This window comes from Arcobacter cryaerophilus gv. crypticus (assembly GCF_002993025.1).
GTDB lineage: Bacteria > Campylobacterota > Campylobacteria > Campylobacterales > Arcobacteraceae > Aliarcobacter > Aliarcobacter cryaerophilus_B.
Genome location: NZ_NXGI01000005.1, coordinates 133,406 through 151,196, shown reverse-complemented (window position 1 = coordinate 151,196; position 17,791 = coordinate 133,406). Strand labels below are relative to the sequence as shown.

General features: G+C 26.5%; 19 protein-coding genes. 2 read left to right on the top strand and 17 right to left on the bottom strand.

The window, feature by feature from the left end:
• Positions 1-3 precede the first annotated feature (3 nt).
• A complete protein-coding gene (locus CJ670_RS04105; protein WP_105938952.1) occupies positions 4-954 on the bottom strand; it encodes a hypothetical protein in 951 nt (316 codons plus the stop codon).
• 90 nt (positions 955-1,044) lie between these two features.
• Here CJ670_RS04105 and CJ670_RS04100 point away from each other — a divergent pair, with 90 nt between their 5' ends.
• Complete coding sequence (locus CJ670_RS04100) at positions 1,045-2,394, top strand: capsular polysaccharide export protein, LipB/KpsS family (RefSeq protein ID WP_105938951.1); 1,350 nt, start codon at positions 1,045-1,047, stop codon at positions 2,392-2,394.
• Positions 2,391-3,668 (top strand): radical SAM/SPASM domain-containing protein, encoded by a 1,278-nt coding sequence (locus tag CJ670_RS04095; RefSeq protein ID WP_105938950.1) that lies wholly within the window; start codon positions 2,391-2,393, stop codon positions 3,666-3,668. The genes CJ670_RS04100 and CJ670_RS04095 overlap by 4 nt, the downstream gene beginning before the upstream one ends.
• Here CJ670_RS04095 and CJ670_RS04090 read toward each other — a convergent pair.
• The 16 genes from CJ670_RS04090 to CJ670_RS04015 form a co-directional block, all read right to left on the bottom strand.
• Positions 3,658-4,752, bottom strand: coding sequence for a glycosyltransferase family 2 protein (locus CJ670_RS04090; RefSeq protein ID WP_207763608.1), 1,095 nt, complete (start codon positions 4,750-4,752; stop codon positions 3,658-3,660). The genes CJ670_RS04095 and CJ670_RS04090 overlap by 11 nt on opposite strands.
• Positions 4,724-5,701: a GDP-L-fucose synthase family protein gene (locus tag CJ670_RS04085; RefSeq protein ID WP_105938949.1), complete on the bottom strand. Its 978-nt coding sequence runs from the start codon at positions 5,699-5,701 to the stop codon at positions 4,724-4,726. Before CJ670_RS04085 ends, CJ670_RS04090 begins: the two co-directional genes overlap by 29 nt.
• Positions 5,694-6,887 (bottom strand): GDP-mannose 4,6-dehydratase, encoded by a 1,194-nt coding sequence (gene gmd / locus CJ670_RS04080; RefSeq protein WP_425352270.1) that lies wholly within the window; start codon positions 6,885-6,887, stop codon positions 5,694-5,696. The genes CJ670_RS04085 and gmd overlap by 8 nt, the downstream gene beginning before the upstream one ends.
• Positions 6,829-8,265, bottom strand: a complete 1,437-nt coding sequence (locus CJ670_RS04075) for a mannose-1-phosphate guanylyltransferase/mannose-6-phosphate isomerase (RefSeq protein ID WP_105938948.1) — start codon at positions 8,263-8,265, stop codon at positions 6,829-6,831. Before CJ670_RS04075 ends, gmd begins: the two co-directional genes overlap by 59 nt.
• A gap of 21 nt (positions 8,266-8,286) precedes the next feature.
• Positions 8,287-8,676: a type II toxin-antitoxin system VapC family toxin gene (locus CJ670_RS04070; protein ID WP_105938947.1), complete on the bottom strand. Its 390-nt coding sequence runs from the start codon at positions 8,674-8,676 to the stop codon at positions 8,287-8,289.
• Positions 8,666-8,899 carry a type II toxin-antitoxin system Phd/YefM family antitoxin gene (locus CJ670_RS04065; protein ID WP_105938946.1) on the bottom strand — a complete coding sequence of 78 codons (234 nt, stop codon included), beginning with the start codon at positions 8,897-8,899 and terminating at the stop codon, positions 8,666-8,668. The genes CJ670_RS04070 and CJ670_RS04065 overlap by 11 nt, the downstream gene beginning before the upstream one ends.
• A gap of 63 nt (positions 8,900-8,962) precedes the next feature.
• Positions 8,963-10,405 (bottom strand): glycosyltransferase, encoded by a 1,443-nt coding sequence (locus CJ670_RS04060; protein WP_105938945.1) that lies wholly within the window; start codon positions 10,403-10,405, stop codon positions 8,963-8,965.
• Positions 10,387-11,145, bottom strand: a complete 759-nt coding sequence (locus tag CJ670_RS04055) for a class I SAM-dependent DNA methyltransferase (RefSeq protein ID WP_105938944.1) — start codon at positions 11,143-11,145, stop codon at positions 10,387-10,389. The genes CJ670_RS04060 and CJ670_RS04055 overlap by 19 nt, the downstream gene beginning before the upstream one ends.
• A complete protein-coding gene (locus CJ670_RS04050; RefSeq protein ID WP_105938943.1) occupies positions 11,142-12,263 on the bottom strand; it encodes a DegT/DnrJ/EryC1/StrS family aminotransferase in 1,122 nt (373 codons plus the stop codon). The genes CJ670_RS04055 and CJ670_RS04050 overlap by 4 nt, the downstream gene beginning before the upstream one ends.
• A complete protein-coding gene (locus tag CJ670_RS10985; RefSeq protein ID WP_105938942.1) occupies positions 12,264-12,692 on the bottom strand; it encodes a cupin domain-containing protein in 429 nt (142 codons plus the stop codon).
• 1 nt (position 12,693) lies between these two features.
• Complete coding sequence (locus CJ670_RS04040; protein ID WP_105938941.1) at positions 12,694-13,539, bottom strand: hypothetical protein; 846 nt, start codon at positions 13,537-13,539, stop codon at positions 12,694-12,696.
• Positions 13,540-13,561: 22 nt separating this feature from the next.
• Complete coding sequence (locus CJ670_RS04035) at positions 13,562-14,365, bottom strand: glycosyltransferase family 2 protein (RefSeq protein WP_165785176.1); 804 nt, start codon at positions 14,363-14,365, stop codon at positions 13,562-13,564.
• A gap of 10 nt (positions 14,366-14,375) precedes the next feature.
• Positions 14,376-15,545 (bottom strand): nucleotide sugar dehydrogenase, encoded by a 1,170-nt coding sequence (locus CJ670_RS04030; protein ID WP_105938939.1) that lies wholly within the window; start codon positions 15,543-15,545, stop codon positions 14,376-14,378.
• Positions 15,542-16,231 (bottom strand): methyltransferase domain-containing protein, encoded by a 690-nt coding sequence (locus CJ670_RS04025; protein ID WP_105938938.1) that lies wholly within the window; start codon positions 16,229-16,231, stop codon positions 15,542-15,544. The genes CJ670_RS04030 and CJ670_RS04025 overlap by 4 nt, the downstream gene beginning before the upstream one ends.
• Positions 16,228-16,992, bottom strand: a complete 765-nt coding sequence (locus CJ670_RS04020) for a phytanoyl-CoA dioxygenase family protein (protein ID WP_105938937.1) — start codon at positions 16,990-16,992, stop codon at positions 16,228-16,230. Before CJ670_RS04020 ends, CJ670_RS04025 begins: the two co-directional genes overlap by 4 nt.
• Positions 16,985-17,791 (bottom strand): FkbM family methyltransferase, encoded by an 807-nt coding sequence (locus CJ670_RS04015; RefSeq protein WP_165785175.1) that lies wholly within the window; start codon positions 17,789-17,791, stop codon positions 16,985-16,987. The genes CJ670_RS04020 and CJ670_RS04015 overlap by 8 nt, the downstream gene beginning before the upstream one ends.

The window sequence follows — 17,791 nt, the reverse complement described above, 5'->3', positions numbered from 1 at the left end:
ATTCTATCTTTCTAGTAAATCAATTACTTTTTTAATATTTTCTAAAGCACTTCCATCAATTATATCATAAGCATTTTTACAAATACTATTTACTTTATCTATATCTAAATTTAATAGGTTGTGATAAGCCTCATCTATATTTCCTAAATCTGTAATCATATTTTTTTCTCCAAAACTTTTTACAATATATTCTAAATAGTTCCATCTCACAGCACTTGCTGGAACTCCTAAGCACATTGCTTCATATGTAGTCATTCCTCCAAGAGTTATTAATAAATCACTATTTAATAGTAATTCAATCATATTTTTTGGGCTATCTATGTATTCTATATTTTCTTTTTTTATGCTCAAAATATAATCTTTTCTATCTTGAGGCATTGCAGGACCTAAGATAACAGTATAGTAGTATTTAGAATCTTCTATTCTATTTACAAAATATTCAGTAAATAATGCGGGATCAGCACCACCAAAACAAATTAAAATATTTTTTATAGACTCTTTTCTTTTAAAATCTTTTTTTCTATTTTTTAATATCTCATTCCCAACTATATAATATTCAAATCCTCGATAAATTTTAAATCTATTATCAAAAAATTCATAATCAAAACTATCGGTTATAAATAAAATATCAGGTTCAAAACCAAAATTTATATCATTAAAATGTAAAATATATTTCACACCCAAATTCTTCAATTTATCACTTAAATCTTTATTTGGATTTACTAAATCGCTTATATAAATTGAACAGCTATTTTTTTTAATTATAGATAAAGACTCTTCCAAACTATTTATTCTAAAAATATTTTTTTTATCATATCTTTTAAAAATATTTTCATCACACTCAAAAATACCAATTACATTTTTTGTAATAGATAAATGTGTTATTAACTCATAAGACCTCGAAAGATTTCCAATACCTAGCTGGCTATTTCCTTTTGCGTGTATTGCTATCATACTACAACCTAGTAAAATTATTAAGATTTATTTAGATATTATAAAACATTGTAGGTTATAGCTGTATTATAAAAAAGTTTTGGGAGTATAATGTTTTTAAGCCATAGCAGAGTTTTAGAAAAAATCATTAACTATAAAGGAATTATTGCTATTTGGGGATTATCTGATGCTACAAAAAGGTTTTTTACAAAATATCCAAATCTTTGTGAAAGTTTTTTTTGTATTATTGATAATAATGTAGAACTTCAAGGTAAAACTTATTTAGATATACAAATTATCTCTTTTAAACAATCATTAGAAAAAAAAGATTTACTTATTTTTATATTAGGAAACCATATTTCAAGTATCGTTTCCCAAATAAAAACTACTAATTTCAGAAATTATATAATAGACTATGAGTATTCTAAAAATTTTATAAAAAAAGATTTAATTATTAAGATAGATTATGTAACCTTTGAAACACAAAAAGAGTTTTGTGATACTATTATAGAGTTTTGTAAGGAAAACCTTATAGAGTGTCATATAAAACCATATAAATATTTGGATTGGCCAATGGATAGAACAGCAGAAGATGTGTTTCAAAATATTGTAGCAATCGATATAAATCCACCTAAAGATACTTTAATTTTTAGTGCCCATACTGTAGGAGATAGTAATCCACAAATTTTTAGATGGAAAATTGGCTATTTATATAAAACTATAACTTTTGATGATAAAGGATATAGTGGCTGGAGTTCTTTAGCTCTAAATCCTGAAGTTATTTATAACGATAAAATTAGTAAATTTACTTTTAATAATTATTTTAAGAAATTAGAAAAAAAATATATCAAAAAAAATATAAGTAAGTATAAACAAACAAATATAGAGTTTGATTTTCCAAAAGAGTTTATATTTTTTCCTTTGCAATTGTTTAATGATACTGTTATGCTACAAAGTAATTTTGAACCTTTGAAATTATTTAAAGATATAGTTACAATACTAAATAAAAAAAATATACAGTTACTTGTAAAAAGACATCCTCTTTGCAATAATACTATTTTGGAAAAACTTTTAATAAAATATGAAAAAGAAAAGAAAATAAAACTTTTTAATGGCTCTATTCATGATGCTATTTCAAAATGTACTACAGTTTATGTTATTAATTCTGGAGTTGGTTTTGAAGCACTATTGCATCTTAAACCTGTGGTTACTTTTGGTAAATCGGATTATATGAGTGTAACTAAACATATAACAAATCTGAATGAAATCGAGAAAAATCCTTGGTATTTTCTCGATGATGATAAAAGAGATAAAATCAAATTATTTTTACACTATTTCATTCATGAAAAATGTATTAATCTTACTAATAAAAGAGATATTAAAAATAAAATAACGTCATTTGTGGTTACTTATTTAAATAAGGAATATTATGACAATAATTTGACAGAAAGGATAAAATGAAAATAATACAAGAAAACTACAAGTTAAAAAACCTTGATAAGATCAAAACTTATTTTTTTTATAACAAAAAGAAGAATAGTGTGGTTTGGGGATTATCAAGAAAAGTTAAAATGCTAATAGAAAAAAAAGAGTTTAAAGTAGACTATATTATAGATAAAGATATCAAGCTCATCGGGACACTCTATAAATCTATTCCTATTATTTCATTTGAAGATTTTCTATTACTAGAAGATGCCATACTAGTAATACTTGGTAATCATGTTGAATATATTTTAGCAGATATAAATAAATATAGAATAAGAGGAGAAGTTTATATTGTCAAAGAAGATTTACCGTCTTTATTTCAAATAACAAAAGAGTATTTAAAAAATAATTATACTATAGAAGAAAAGAAAAAATTGTTTAAAGAATTAGTTTCTATGATTGAGATAGAACCTCATTCCTACTGTAATCGAACGTGTTGGTTTTGTCCTAATAGTTTTATTGACAGAAGAAGTGTGATTAAATATATGGACTTAGAAATACTTGAGCAACTTTTAAAAGATCTTGCTTCAATTAATTATGATAAAAAAATAGCTTTTACAAGATACTCAGAACCTTTTGGGAATGAAGTTTTCTATGATAGATTAAAGCTTGTAAGTTCTTATTTACCCAACGCAATATTACACGCCAATACAAATTCAGATTTCTTAAATAATGAAACTTTACATAAAGCATATTCAAGTGGACTAAGAAGTCTTTTTATACAAATATATTCAAATGAAAATGAGGAATTTGATTTTTTTACAATAGATACAAAAGCTCAGAGAATAATAAAAAGAATTAGTGATGTTGACATTAAATTAGATTTTATAAGAGATGATTGGATTGAATATCAGTGTACATATAGAAATATGAGTATAAGAATGTATGCCAGAGATTTTAAAAAAAATGGAGTTAATCGTTCAGGAATAGAAGTTACAAACAAAGAAGTTAATCGAACGTCTCCCTGTACTGTAGTTTTTACAGATGTTTATATAGATTATAATAGCAGGGTTGTTCCTTGTTGTAATATTCGTTCAGATAATAAAGAACATAAAGCGATGACTTTTGGAAAACTTACATCAATGAAGAATTCTATTTTTGAGATTTACTTTTCAGATACAGCTATAAAATGGAGAAATAGCTTATATAATTTTAATCTAAAAAAGAAAGAACCATGCATTAGTTGTGGATTTTCAATTGTAAACAAAACAAATTCTGCTGTGCAATATGTTTCAAGTATTATTGATTAGTTGACAATATACTAATAATTTTACTTTTTTCTACTTTATAGGTATCTATAAGGTCTTTGATAATTTCTTCTTCTCTGCCTAGTACGGTAATAAAGACCACCTCAAAATTAAACTTATTAATATTATTTAAAGCATTAATACTTTCATTATGATTAAATTTATCATAAATTTTTATCTCATTATTTACGAAAATATGTTTTATCATTTTAAATAACTTACTATTTCCGTATATAGCAATTTTATTATATTTTTTTGAAATTTCTTTTGCAAAGTCATAAAGAATATTTAAGTCAATTGATAGATTGTTATTATATGAAGCAGAAAATTTTGGCGTATATGAAACCAACCTTTTATAGTGATTATGATTTAATATTTTCTCTTCAGAATTAATGTACTTGGTAAGTATGTATAACATTTCAATAGAGTCAATTATTTTGTGTTTTGTACTAAAGGAATTATCAGATATAATAAAGTTAGATATAGGAAAATCAAAGATCTTATAAGAGTATTTATTTACATATAATTTGATAAATAATTCTTTTTCTGCAGCTAATTTATAATCAAGATTAAACTTATTTTTTTTCATAATAGAAGTTTTTACAAATAATGATTGGTGGTTACAATAAGAGCCTTTCCAGATTTCACTCATTGGTTTTGCAGAAATATATTCTTTGTAGTTGTAATTTTCATCAACTATTTTGACTCCACCATATAAAACGTCAAAATCTTTTTCAAATGTTTTTTTATTAAATATATCTTTTAGTATATTATTTGAAGCAAAACTATCTCCTGCATTCATAAAATTTATCCACTCCGCTGTTGCTACATCTATACCTTTATTCATAGCATCATAAATTCCTCTATCAGGTTCACTGATCCAATAATCAATATGCTCTTCATATTGTTTGATAATATCTATTGTACCATCAGTACTTGCTCCATCTATAATAATATACTCAATATTAGGATAATCTTGCTCTATTACACTTTTAATGGTTTGTTCAAGATATTTTTCAGCATTGTAAGTCACTGTAACAACGGTTACTTTTGGACACTTATTTTGTTGCATTTTTATACCATTCATACATTAATTTAATTCCCTCTTCAAGTTCTATTTTATGTTTCCATCCCAAACTATGAAGCTTTGTGACATCTGTTCTTTTTAGCATTGTTCCATCAGGTTTATCTTCATTAAAATAAAGTGTACCTTCAAAACCAATTATTTGTTTAATAAGAAAAGCTAACTCTTTGACTGATATATCTATTCCTGTTCCAATATTTATATGTGTATTTTTTATTTTTTTATTTTTTTCAGAATTTGAAATTTTTATAATATCTTTGAAATCAATATTTTTCATAACATGGATACAAGCATCAGCCATATCTTCACTATATAGAAATTCTCTTCTTGGTTTACCACTCCCCCAAACTTCTATGCTATCAAGATTATTTATTTTAGCTTCATGAATTTTTCTCATTAAAGCAGGTAATACATGAGATGTTTCTAAATCAAAGTTATCATTTGGTCCATATAGATTTGTGGGCATCACAGATATGAAGTTTGTACCATATTGGATATTGTAGCTTTCACACATTTTTATCCCTGCTATTTTTGCTATTGCGTATGGTTCATTAGTATATTCTAGTGGACTTGTTAGTAAAGAATCTTCACTCATAGGTTGAGGAGCATTTTTTGGGTAGATACAAGTACTTCCTAAAAATAGTAATTTTTTAACTTTATGAACATATGCTTGATGAATTACATTGTTTTGAACTTGTAAATTTTCATAAATAAAATCTGCTCTATATGTATTATTAGCAACTATTCCACCAACTTTTGCAGCAGCAAGTATTACATACTCAGGTTTTTCATTTTCAAAGAACTCTTCTACAGATTTTTGATTTATTAAATCAAGTTCTTTATGAGTTCTTGTGATTATATTTGTATAACCTTTTGATTCTAAGTTTTTTACTATTGCGCTTCCAACAAGCCCTCTATGCCCTGCTACATATATCTTACTATTTTTATTCATAGTAACTCATAGTTTTATATCCACCATCTTTTAGGTAAACATCTTTTGTCATAAGTTTTAAATCTGACTTCATCATATCATTTACAAGGTCTTGAAGATTGTATTCTCTATTCCATCCTAGCTTTTTCTCAGCTTTAGAAGGATTTCCTAAAAGAAGATCAACTTCTGTTGGTCTAAAGTATCTAGGATCTACTGCTACAACAGCTTGATTTAGTTTTAAGTGAGAGATATCTATATTTGACTCTTTTGTTTTATTTAAATCAAGAGAGTCAATAATACCTACTTCATTTACTCCAATACCTTCAAATCTTAGATTTATTCCAGCATATGCAAATGAGAATTTTACGAAGTCTCTTACAGTTGTTGTTTGCCCAGTTGCAATTACCCAATCCTCAGGTTCGTCTGCTTGTAAAATCATCCACATCATTCTTACATAATCTTTTGCATGACCCCAGTCTCTTTTTGCATCAAGGTTTCCAAGATATAGTTTATCTTGAAGTCCAAGAGCAATTTTACTTGCTGCTCTTGTAATTTTTCTAGTTACAAATGTTTCACCTCTAACTGGCGATTCATGGTTAAATAAAATACCATTACAAGCAAACATTCCATAAGCTTCTCTATAATTTACAGTTATCCAATATGCATACATTTTAGCAACTGCATAAGGGCTTCTTGGATAAAATGGAGTTGTTTCACTTTGAGGAGTCTCTTGAACTTTTCCATATAGTTCACTTGTACTTGCTTGATATATTTTTGTTTTATTAGTAAGTCCTAAAAGTTTTACAGCTTCAAGGATTCTAAGAGTTCCAGTTCCATCTGCATTTGCAACATATTCAGGTGTTTCAAAAGATACATGAACATGACTCATAGCAGCAAGGTTATATATCTCATCTGGTTGAGTCTCTTGAATAATTCTAGTTAAGTTCATAGAATCTGTCATATCACCATAGTGTAAGATTAAATTTCTATTTTCTACATGAGGATCTTCGTATAAGTGGTCTATTCTATCTGTATTAAATAAAGAACTTCTTCTTTTAATACCATGAACTATATAACCTTTTTTTAGTAAAAATTCAGCAAGATAACTTCCATCTTGTCCTGTTATTCCTGTGATTAGTGCTACTTTTCTATTGTTTTTCATGTATTTTTTCTCTTTTAAAATCATCTTCAAATCTTGTAATATCATCTTCACCTGTATAAATTCCTACTTGAACCTCTATTATAACTAAAGGAGCATCACTATTATTACTCAAACGATGAATTTGTCCAGCTTTTATATAAGTACTTTCATTTTCATTTAATAAAAATGTATTATTGTTCACTTCAACAGTTGCAATACCACTTACAACAACCCAATGCTCATTTCTATATTTATGAGTTTGTAAAGATAACCTTTTCCATGGATTTACCTCTATTCTTTTTATCTTATATCCATTTGATTCTTCAAGTACTGTATAAGTTCCCCATGGTCTATAACCTGTTAAGTGAATATTATGAAGTTGTGAGTTTGATTCTTTTAGTTTTTCAACTACTTTTTTAACTTTTTGGCTAGAACCTTTTTTAGAAATTAATAGTGCATCACCAGAATCTATTATAATTAAATCTTCTATATCTACAGTTGCTATTTTTCGCTCACTTCCATATACTAAATTATTTTTTGAATCAATTGCTATATGATTTTCATTTATAGTATTGTTGTTTTCATCTTTAGGAAGTTCTTCATAAAGTGAATCAAAGCTTCCTACATCACTCCAAGAGATATTTGAAGGAATTACTTTTACAATATTTGATTTTTCCATAACAGCATAATCTATACTATCTTCAGGAATGTTTGCCATATCTTCATGTTTTATTCTAATTAGATTCGGAAGTGAGGTTTTAACCTCACCTTTTGCTGAGACTAAAGTCTCAGTTCCAATTGCATTTTCAAAAGCTATTTTTGATTTTTCATATATCTCAGGTGAATAGTTTTTAAGTTCATCAAGGAATACTCCTGCTTTAAAACAAAACATTCCAGAGTTCCAATAATAGTTTCCAGCTTTTAAATATGAACTTGCTATTTCAAAGTTTGGTTTTTCATGAAAAGCTTTTACATCAAACTCATTTACAGTTTCAATATATCCAAATCCAGTTTCAGCAAATGCTGGAGTTATCCCAAATGTTACAAGTTTATTTTCATTTGCAAGCTCTTTTGCTTTATGTATTACTTTTTCGTACTCTATTTCATTTTTTATTAAATGGTCACTTGGAGTTACAAGAACTATTTCATCATAATCAAGTTGCATACAAGCAAGTGCAATTGCTGGTGCTGTATTTCTTCCTATTGGTTCTAAAAGATATTTATTGTTTTTTTTATATAATTCTTCAAGTTGATCTAAAGCTAAGAAATATTGTTCAGCATTTGAAACTACAAGCTGAGAGTTACACAGATTAGAGTTTCTTTCAACTGTTAGTTGAAAAAGTGATTTATTGTTAAATAGTTTTACAAACTGTTTTGGCATAAGTGTACGACTTATTGGCCAAAGTCTTGTTCCACTTCCACCGCATAATATTATGTTTGTCATTTATTATTCCAAATTTATATTTTAAGGTCTGAAAATTTGTAAATCTATATCTTTAAGTATTTTATAGTGTTTATCATTTGCAGTTATTAATTTCATTCCATATGTTATAGCTGTTGAAGCTATTAAACTATCAGCAAGTTGCATACTATGACTTAAAAAATACTCTTCCATATAAAACAATGCCCTTGAAGAAATCTCTTCATCTATATAAATAGTTTTAACTCCCCACTGTTTTAAAGTTTTTTGTAAAGCCCTTAATTCATCTTTATTTCTCATACCTTGAACAAGTTCCATATAAGTAACTGAAGATATACAAAACCTATCTAAACTATGGATAAGATTGTAAGAATTTTCATTTCCTCTTAAGTACCAAATCAAAACATCAGTATCTATAAGGTAGTCATATATCAAAGCTTCTACCTTTTCTCAAATCTCTTATCGTGTTATTTACATCTGTTTTATCATCTTTTAGCATACCAAAAATAGAATCATCTTTTTTTTGGTGTACTTTATCACTTGAGATTAATTTTGCTTTTGGTTTACCACGATATGTAATAGTAACATCTTCGCCTTTGCTTACTACATCAAAAAGTAAGTTTATATTAAATCTTAAATCTTTTGCACTTGCAATCATTTTAAAACTCCTTATATGTTTATACTTTAATTGTAAACAAAGAAAGCTAAATAGTATCTTATTTTATAATTCTAAAGTAATAATTTTATCTCTAGCTATTTTTAAATCTTCTACTAAATATTTGATAATCTCTTCTTCTCTACCTAAAACACTGATAATAATTTTATCATATTGCATATTTTCTAAATTCTTAGGAGGATTATTTTTATCTGCTATATCTACATATCCTACGATTTTATCAGGAATTAAAGCTCGAATAGTTTTTCCAATAGTTCCGTTGCCATAGACAACGTATTTATTATCCGAGTTTTGAAACTTGATAATATTACTTATTATTGAGACAAAATCTTTTGGAATATCACTAAAAGTTTTAGTTTTTGGAGTTTCAGTATTAGACCAACATTTTCTTATATTATTAAAATTGTCAAAAATCTTTTCTAAGGAATTTTTAAAGTCATTAAGAGTCCATTTTCTTAATATTTTTTTCCCAGCTCTTATTTTCTTTTCAACCTTATTATGCTTATTTAAAATCGATAACAAAGCATTTACCAATGAATTTGGATTTTTTAAGTCCAATAAGAAAGCAGCATTTTTAACTTGATTTCTAAGACCTTTTAAGTCAGAATAGCAAACAGGAGTTTCATATTTAAAAGCTTCAAGTGGTGGTATATTTGTAGGTCCAAAATATGTAGGCATTACTAATGCTAAAGATTGTTTATATAAATTTGGAATTTCTATATCATCTACAAATCCTAAATATTTTATTTGCTTATCAATCCCCATCAATTTAGCTTGGTCTAAAATATATGATAAATTTCCATAATCTGTACCACTAAATAAAGCAAAAATTTCTATATTAAATGATTCTTTTAATATTTTTAAAGATTTTAAAATATAAATATGATTTTTATGAGCCCAAAATTGTGCAGGATAGTATATGTAAGGTTTATCAAGATTGTATTTTTTATTTATATCTAAATAGGTATTTTTTGTATCTAATCTTGGTAAAAATTTTAAAATATGAATTCTATTTTTATCTATATTATATCTTTTAACTATATTTTTTTTACCATGTTTCGAATCTGAAATAATAGCTACTGCTTTTTTTAATCCTAAACCACTATAAAAAATTTCTCTATTCTCAAATTCATGGTTGTTTCTTACTTCTGGAAATTCATTAAAATCTCTATGACATAAATCCCAAATAGTTACAATATAGTGTAAATTTATAAAATCAATATTAGCTGGATATAAAAAATATACTAAGTCTATTTTATAATTATTAATTAAATTAGCCTCTAAATTTTTCGTAGATATTAATTTTATTTCTATATCATTTTGTATAAAGTCATTTAAAATAATTTGGTTTAGTGTAAAAAAATTAAAATTATATTTATTTAAGAGTCCTTTTAAAATTTGGGAAACTCTTAACTCGTATTGAAAACCTCCACCAACTTTTTTTGAAGAGCCCAAAAAAATACCTATATTTAATTTTTTATTATCCATACCACATTCCAACTACTAAAATTTGGCTTTTTTTTACTGAGCCATTCAAATTTATTTAAAATTTTAAATCCTACTTTTTCACAAATCATTTCTAACTCTGTATCAAAAAAATATCTCATTTTATGCAGTTCTTTTTTTTCTATTATTTTGTTTGATACTTTATCTTCTATAAATATATCATAATTAACATCTACAATATTTTTTTTAGCATAAATTACTGGTTCAGCTATTCGTGTGACTTTTATATTTTCATTTTCAAGTCTTTTTACTCTTGTTGTTGGTAAATCTGTAAGCACAGCTGGTCCATACCAAAAATCAAATACAAAAATACCATCATTATTTAAATGATTTTTAGCTACTTCAAATGCTTTTATTAATTCACTATTTGAGTTTTGATAACTCATAACATGGAATAAAGAAATAACTACATCAAATTTTTTATTTAAAGATAGATTTTGAATATTTGATTGGCTAAAACTTAAGCTATCTCCTTTATTCTTTCTTCTGCTTTCTGCAATTTTAAGCATACCTTTACTTAAATCTATCCCATGAACTTCATATCCCATATCACAAAATAGTTCAGCATGTTTTCCTGTTCCACACCCCATATCAAGTAAAGTTTTTGTATTTTTACCATTAGCTTTTATCAAACTATCTACATACTTAACTTCACTAATATAATCTTTATCACTATAAAGTAAATCATAATATTGTGAATATAAATCTCCAAATTGGTTCATTGTAAAACCTCTTTCAAGCTCTTTGATACTTCTTCTATCTGTTCTTTAGTAAGAGCTAAGCCACTAGGTATATAAAAACCTCTTTCATATAATTTTTCACTATTTGGTAAGTAGTTATCTATAAATAACCCCATATTATTAAATACTGGTTGTTTATGAATAGGATAAAAAAATGGTCTAGTTCCAATCCCTTTTTTACCTAACTCTTCCATAATCTCTTTTGCAGACTTTTTTATACTATCTTTTAAAGTAACTCCATATACCCAATATATATTTTCACAATATTGTGTTTGTGCTATTGGAAGATTTATACCTTTTGTATCTTTTAATAATTTAGTATAGAGTTTTCCTATATATCTTTTTTTCTCTACAATTTTATCTATTTGTTCAAGTTGTGCAACTCCTAAAGCTGCTTGTAGATTTGTCATACGATAGTTCCAACCTATCTCTTCATGAATAAATCTTTTATTTGGATCTGATGAGAAACATAGATTTCTTAAAGCTTTTGATTTTTCATAGATATTTTCATCATCCATAAGTACCATTCCACCCTCTCCCGTAGTTATTTGTTTATTTGGATAAAAACTGAAAATACTTACAACTCCAAAACTACCACACTTTTTACCTTTGTACTCTTGCCCATGCATTTGAGCTGAATCTTCTATGATTTTTAGATTATATTTTTTTGCAATATTTAGTACTATATCCATATCAACAGTTAATCCATACAGATGAACAACCATAATAGCTTTTGTTTTTGGTGTAATTTTTGTTTCTATTTCATTTGGATTTATATTAAAAGTTGAAAAATCACAATCAAGTAAAATAGGTTTTAAACCATTTGTAACCAAAGATTGAATACTTGATATAATAGTAAAAGATGGAGCTATAACTTCATCTCCTTTTTGCAAATCTAAAGCTCTTACAGCAATATCTAAAGCTGCACTTCCATTTGCACAAGCAACACCATATTTCCGTCCAACATAGTTTGCCATACCTTTTTCAAATCTTTTTATAAATGGACCTTCGCTACTTATCCAACCTGTATCTATACATTCGTTTAGATATTTTTTTTCATTTCCATTTAATAGTGGTTCATTTACAGGAATAAAATTCATCTAGTTTAATCTCACTTCTTCTTTACTTATTGGTTCAAATCTAGTTTTATCTAATTCTCCAGCATAAGGACCTTGCTTTATTTCTATAATCTCACTATTTTCTATCATTTCAAATCCATGCCCACCATATGCAAGTAGTATCACATCACCACCATTTAATATAGTACTTTGTAGGTAATTTTGCTCTTCATCATAAAAATCAACTCTTACCTTGCCATTTTTAATATATAAAACCTCTTTTGTATATTGAACTTCTCTTGTTACAGGATTATGTACATGAGGTGGTATAATATAGCCCTTTGGTCTATTCATATATCCTAATTGTTGAGAAAAGTCATCTGGAGTAAAAAACTCTATATCATCTTTTTGATAGTTTGCTTTTATTATTATTGATAAAAGCTTTTCGTTGTGTGTTATATTTTGTATCATTTTAAAACTTTTCTATTCTTTTTGTATTAGTATTATATACATCAAGCCCTTTAATCTCTTCGTAAGCTTGTAATTTATCAAGGAAATTCAAACTACCATTTATATCTCTTGATTCTCTAAATTTTGAGATAACATAGCCATCTTCTAATGATACTTCTTTGATTTTTGAATTTATTTTATCTTTTCTTATAAAATAGGCATTATTTCCAGCTTGATTGCAACCTATAAAGATAAAGCCTTTTTTATATGCTAAAGAGTGCAAAGATTTAAGAGAAGCTCCAAAAAATAGATTACTATAATGGGCTTTTGTTCTATTAAAATCTTCTCTATAAGGTACTGAAATCTCTCTATCAATACCAAATAAACTATTGTATTCTAAAATAAGTATGTTTGGATTTATACAATTAATTTCATCAAAAATATAGTAATCATTGCCATCTAAATCTATATGAAGCAATCCAATATTAGGATTTATATTTTGTTCTAACAATAAATTATTTATGTTATCTTTTGTTATAAATACATCTTTTGCAATTAAGTTATATTTCCAAAAATAATCTTGTTTTTTAAGATTTTTTATATTGTTATTCGAACCATCCATAACAAAACCACTCCAGTTATTATTAAACATCAGAAATTTTGTATTTGCTTCTTTATAATTTTCTACTCCAAATTCAACAAAAAATTCATTATCTATTTCTATATTATTGATGAGCCATTGGATTATCCCATCATCTCCAAATTGTGAAAATATTTTAAATTCAACATCTTTTAAAGAAGATATATTTTTGCTTAGTATTTGATTGACTAAAATTTTACCAAATAGTACTTTTTCATCATTTGTCATAATTTCTCCTTAAAAGCTTGTATTATATCATTTTTAAAATTTCTTCTGCTTCTTGAAATAGTGAAAATGAATTAGCCCTTTTTGATAATTGATTGATATGTTTTTCATAAAAATTATATTCTTGTAACTCTTTTTTAAATTTATTTATAATATATAAATACCCTTCAATATCTCTTTTATGATTTTTTGAGATGGTTTCACCATCATGAAAAATATATGTAAATAGAGGTTTTTCAATATGTATAAATTTACATTTTTTAGCAAGTCTTATAGAAGTATCCCACTCTTGATAAGAAGGTACATTTTCATCTAATAATCCAATTTCTAGTAGAGCTTTTTTTGATGTGAGTAATGCTTGAAACATAGGAGATGATTTCTCTAGTAATGATGTATAAGAATCTCTTTCTATAATAGGTAATTTCCATTCCCAAAAATTACTATTATTTTTGTCCAAACAAAAGCAATTTGAATGTATAACAGTATCTTTATTAAAATTAATTTTTTCTAGCTCTTTAGTTTGTATTTCTAGTTTATCTTTTTCCCATAAATCATCTGAATCATTAAAAGCTATCCATTCTCCTTTTGCTTCAATAATTCCTCTATTTCGTGCTACTTGTGCACCACTATTTTTTTCTAGTCTTATAAGTTTTACTCGGTTATCTCGATAAGAAGATACTAAATCTATAGAATTATCAGTTGAAAAATCATCTACAACTATGATTTCAATATTTTTAAAAGTTTGTGCACAGACTGAATCTAAACACTCTATAATAGTTTTTGACCTATTATACATTGGAATAATAACACTGATAAATAAATTATTCAAACTTTGCTCCTTAATCATCATTCCCAAAAATATCTCTAGTATAAACTTTTTCTTCTACATTTTTGAGTTTTTCACTTAATCTATTTGCTACTATTACATCTGATACTTTTTTAAACTCATCTAAATCTTTTATTACTTTTGAGTTAAAAAAAGTATCTTCATTTAGTACTGGTTCATATATTACTACTTCAATACCTTTTGCTTTTATTCTTTTCATTATACCTTGTATTGCAGAGCTTCTAAAGTTATCTGAGCCTGTTTTCATTACAAGTCTATAGATACCTACAACTTTGGGATTTCTAGAGATTATTGAATCTGCTATAAAATCTTTTCTTGTAGAGTTAGATTTTACTATAGCTTCTATTAAATTACTTGGTACTTCACTATAGTTTGCTAAAAGTTGTTTTGTATCTTTTGGTAAACAATATCCACCATATCCAAAGCTTGGATTATTATAATGAGTTCCAATTCGTGGATCTAATCCTACACCATCAATTATCTGTTTAGTATCAAGATTGTGTATTTGAGCATAAGAGTCAAGTTCATTAAAATATGCAACCCTCATAGCAAGGTAAGTATTTGAAAATAGTTTAATAGCTTCTGCTTCAGTTGAATCTGTAAATAAAATTGGAATATCTTTTTTAATAGCACCTTGAGCTAGTAGTGAAGCAAACAGTTCAGCTCTAGCAGATTTCTCACCTACAATTATTCTACTTGGATATAAATTATCATATAGAGCTTTTCCTTCTCTTAAAAACTCTGGAGAGAAGATTATATTATTGGTATTAAATTTCTCTTTTAAGCTTTTTGTATATCCAACTGGAACAGTTGATTTAATAACCATAGTTGCATTTGGATTTATCTCTAGTACATCTTTTATAACAGCTTCAACACTTTTTGTGTTGAAATAGTTAGTTTGAGCATCATAATCAGTAGGAGTTGCTATTATTATAAAATCAGCATCTTTATAAGCTTCATTTTTATCTAAAGTAGCTTTAAAATTTATGTTATCTTTTTTTAAATACTCTTCTATCTCAATATCATCTATAGGAGATATTTTATTATTCAGCATTTCTACTTTTTGTGGAACTATATCAAGAGCTATTACATCATTATGTTGAGCTAAGAGTAATCCATTTGATAAGCCTACATAACCTGTTCCTGCTATTGATATTTTCATTTTTTTGCTACTACAAAAAAACCAGCACTTTCAAGTGACCAACCTCTATGTTTACTATCAAGCCATGGAGTTAATTTTTGTGAAAGATACCAAAATGGAATTAACAATCCTCTTGTAAAACTTCTACGAATTTTTGAACCTTTTATCCATTTTAGACTGAAATAATTCATTTTTAAAAACCACATAGTAAAAAACCCTGAAGTTGGCTGTATATGAATATCTTTATAGCCTGCTTTTTCAAACATATATTTTAATCCATAAGGAGTATATCTAAAATAATCATAAGGAGCCTCATGAACCCACCACATAAATGGAACTTGTAAAATTATAGTTCCATTATCTTTTAATATTCTATAACTTTCATTTAAAAATATTTGAGGTTCACAGAGATGTTCCATTACAGAAATTGAAATTATCGTATCTGCAAAGTCATTTTCTATTTCTATCTTTTTATTTAAATCAGAAATAATATCTGCTTTTGAATTATGTAAAGTTTTTGTCCAATTAACACCAACATATTTATCTGCATATTGTAAAAAGAAGTCTTTGTATGGAGCAGTGCCACAACCTAAATCAATCAATATTCCTTTATAATGTTTTGAGTACTCTAAAAGCCATTTATCTGTAATATTATATCCTACCCAATTATATAGTTTTCTATTATGATGAAATTTACTTGGTTTCATATTAAAATTCTTTGTACAGTTCTAATATAAGCACTCGGATAACATCTATCTGCAAAAGTTTCTTCATCTGCATTGTCATATCTTGTACTACATGCCAATCTTAATCTATCATCACCTTTTTGAGAACTTCTATGCACTGTAAAGTTGGACATAAATATCACATCACCCACTTCACAAACAGCAGGTATAAAATCAGCTTCATTATAGCACTCTGGTTTTATTTCCCAGCTTGAACTATTATTTTCAATAGATGGCAATACTCCATTTTTATGACTTCCCGGAATAACTTCAAGAGGATATCTATTCACATCTATATCAACGAGTGGAATCCAAACTACAAATCCATCTAAGCTACCTTGAACAGATGGGAAATCTTGGTGAGCTACTAAGCCAAAGTAACCATTAGGTATTTTAAGGCTATCTGCTTGTATATGCACGACTTGCCCCCCTGGTATCACTATATCATTCCATCCAAAATTTTCTTTTACAAAGTTTTGAATATTTTCATGATGTAAAAGATTATATAAGCTCATTTTTCGCCAAAGAGAACCAGCAGTCTTTTTATACCTTTCAATATCTACTTTATGAAGTAGCTTCATGGAATCATAAATATCATTTGGTATCTCTTGATTTAAATATATCAATTGATTATCAAAGTGCTTTTTAATACTTACTATAGTTTCATCAATAACTTCTTTAGGAACTAAAGATTTTGTTACATAAAACCCATTTTCGAAATAATTTTTTATTATCTCATTCATACAAGTTCCTAGTAAAAATATAATTATTAAGTCCTTCATAATTTTGAACTTGTACTTTCTTAGATTCGATAAATCCAGATTTTTTAATTATATTTATAATCTCAATAGTATATTTATTATTATCTTCTAATTCAATAAATATTGATTTTAAAGTTTTATTTTTTAATGTATTAATTGCGCCCTTTATTACCGCCATTTCCGCACCATCAACATCGATTTTTATATGTTCAGGAGCAGGTAATGAATATTTTTCAATGAAACTATCAAGATTGTATGTCAAAACATTTTGAGTAAAGTCTGGTATGAAATTTTCTTTTTCTCCAACTTTTTTAGCTTTGTCTAAAATTTTCATATGTCCTCCCCCCTCAAACTTCGCGATAAACATATTCCCTATACTATTTTTATCACTTATTGCAATATTAAATAATTTATGTTGATGTTTAGAATTTTTATTCAAATAAGAATTAGCTCCTAAAAGTGAAAAATTTTGTATTTCTGGTTCAAATGAAAATACCTTTAGAGATTTTTGCATAGCATACACTGAAAATATTCCATTGCTAGCACCAATATCGTAAAAAACTGAATCTTCTTCCAAACTTTCTATATAATCAAGCATTTCAGGCTCAATATATTCGATACCAACTGCTTGCCATAAAGTTCTTTTCGAATTTGTAAAATAACAACATTCAACATCTCTAATTTTAACTTTTGTTATATATTTATCTATATTTTCTACAGATTCTATAAAATCTAATTTCTCTTTCTCAACAAGCTCTTCCAGCGGTATAAATTTTTGCAT

Bases quoted from the DNA above. Each gene is read 5' to 3' on its own strand.
- CJ670_RS04105 (WP_105938952.1), bottom strand. From the start codon at position 954: ATGATAGCAATACACGCAAAAGGAAATAGCCAGCTAGGTATTGGAAAT.
- CJ670_RS04100 (WP_105938951.1), top strand. From the start codon at position 1,045: ATGTTTTTAAGCCATAGCAGAGTTTTAGAAAAAATCATTAACTATAAA.
- CJ670_RS04095 (WP_105938950.1), top strand. From the start codon at position 2,391: ATGAAAATAATACAAGAAAACTACAAGTTAAAAAACCTTGATAAGATC.
- CJ670_RS04090 (WP_207763608.1), bottom strand. From the start codon at position 4,752: ATGAATGGTATAAAAATGCAACAAAATAAGTGTCCAAAAGTAACCGTT.
- CJ670_RS04085 (WP_105938949.1), bottom strand. From the start codon at position 5,701: ATGAATAAAAATAGTAAGATATATGTAGCAGGGCATAGAGGGCTTGTT.
- gmd (WP_425352270.1), bottom strand. From the start codon at position 6,887: ATGATATTACAAGATTTGAAGATGATTTTAAAAGAGAAAAAATACATG.
- CJ670_RS04075 (WP_105938948.1), bottom strand. From the start codon at position 8,265: ATGACAAACATAATATTATGCGGTGGAAGTGGAACAAGACTTTGGCCA.
- CJ670_RS04065 (WP_105938946.1), bottom strand. From the start codon at position 8,899: ATGATTGCAAGTGCAAAAGATTTAAGATTTAATATAAACTTACTTTTT.
- CJ670_RS04060 (WP_105938945.1), bottom strand. From the start codon at position 10,405: ATGGATAATAAAAAATTAAATATAGGTATTTTTTTGGGCTCTTCAAAA.
- CJ670_RS04055 (WP_105938944.1), bottom strand. From the start codon at position 11,145: ATGAACCAATTTGGAGATTTATATTCACAATATTATGATTTACTTTAT.
- CJ670_RS04050 (WP_105938943.1), bottom strand. From the start codon at position 12,263: ATGAATTTTATTCCTGTAAATGAACCACTATTAAATGGAAATGAAAAA.
- CJ670_RS10985 (WP_105938942.1), bottom strand. From the start codon at position 12,692: ATGATACAAAATATAACACACAACGAAAAGCTTTTATCAATAATAATA.
- CJ670_RS04040 (WP_105938941.1), bottom strand. From the start codon at position 13,539: ATGACAAATGATGAAAAAGTACTATTTGGTAAAATTTTAGTCAATCAA.
- CJ670_RS04030 (WP_105938939.1), bottom strand. From the start codon at position 15,545: ATGAAAATATCAATAGCAGGAACAGGTTATGTAGGCTTATCAAATGGA.
- CJ670_RS04025 (WP_105938938.1), bottom strand. From the start codon at position 16,231: ATGAAACCAAGTAAATTTCATCATAATAGAAAACTATATAATTGGGTA.
- CJ670_RS04020 (WP_105938937.1), bottom strand. From the start codon at position 16,992: ATGAATGAGATAATAAAAAATTATTTCGAAAATGGGTTTTATGTAACA.
- CJ670_RS04015 (WP_165785175.1), bottom strand. From the start codon at position 17,791: ATGCAAAAATTTATACCGCTGGAAGAGCTTGTTGAGAAAGAGAAATTA.